Source organism: Neiella marina (assembly GCF_002165625.1).
Lineage (GTDB): Bacteria > Pseudomonadota > Gammaproteobacteria > Enterobacterales > Neiellaceae > Neiella > Neiella marina.
In genome coordinates this window covers 1-1,175 of record NZ_NGNS01000049.1, presented here as the reverse complement: position 1 = coordinate 1,175, position 1,175 = coordinate 1, and the positions used below count along the sequence as shown (strand labels likewise).

Here is a 1,175-nt window from a genome sequence, read left to right as displayed (position 1 = left end):
CTAAGGAATCCCCTCATAATATTGATTCCTTTCAATAAGATAGACACGCATGAGGCGATTTGATCTAATTACTTTCGCCAAAAAACAAACAGATAAACACCCCATGCGTGACGTATGTATCTTACATGATTTGCTTAAAAATCAATGCCCTTCAGTCCACAACAAACGACTTAAATCGCTGATGACAGCCGTTCAATCTCTGCTTGATGGTCACCAGCTATCGCTCACTGAGCTTGGGCGCAACATTCCAGGCTCTGTCGCCGCCAAGCACAATATCAAGCGCATCGACCGATTGCTTGGTAATGGCTCGCTTCATCAAGAGCGATTAGCCATTTATCGCTGGCATGCAAGGCTGCTGTGTGGGGCTAATCCGATGCCGATTATCTTGGTGGATTGGTCTGATGTTCGAGAACAAATGCGTCATCAAACCCTGCGCGCTTCGGTCAGTTTTGAAGGCCGCTCGGTCACGATTTACGAGCGTGTCTTTGCCTTTGCTGAATACAATTCTCCGGTCAGTCATAATCCCTTTATTGACGAGCTGGCCAGCATTCTTCCGGCTAACTGCTGCCCGTTGGTTGTCACGGATGCTGGCTACCGAAATCCTTGGTTTAGGGCCATTGAAGCCAAAGGTTGGTTCTGGCTTGGCCGTGTTCGTGGTGAGGTTGGATTCCGCCCCAAGGGCGATAAACACTGGCATAGCAACAAATCTTACTACCCAACTGCTAACGCCAAAGCACGCTTCTTAGGGCAAGGAGAGTTGGGCCGAAAGAGTCCTATCTATGCGGCATTGCACCTGTATAAATCAAACCCGAAAGGTCGCAACGATGCGCGCTCTTCCAAAGCCGGTCGACACCATACCGCCCAGCAAAGCTATCGGCGCAATGCCAAAGAGCCGTGGCTACTCGCCACCAACTTGCCGCCGCAATCGATGACCTCCAAGCAGCTGGTAAACCTGTACGCTAAGCGGATGCAGATTGAAGAAAGCTTCCGAGATATCAAAAGCCCGCAGTATGGATTAGGGCTTCGCCACAGTAACAGCCGTTGCCCTAAACGATTCGACATTTTACTACTCATTGCCATGTTGGCCGAGTGGGCGTTGCGGCTCATAGGAATGGTGGCTATTAAAAACAATTGGGTGGCACAATTTCAGGCGAACACCATCAAGCACAGGCGAG

The 1,175-nt window shown here is 50.0% G+C and carries 1 protein-coding gene; it reads left to right on the top strand.

Annotated features, from left to right (window positions below; genetic code table 11):
- Positions 1-103: 103 nt before the first annotated feature.
- The coding region (locus CBE68_RS18595) for an IS4 family transposase (RefSeq protein ID WP_087507720.1) at positions 104-1,175 on the top strand (1,072 nt) is incomplete at its 3' end.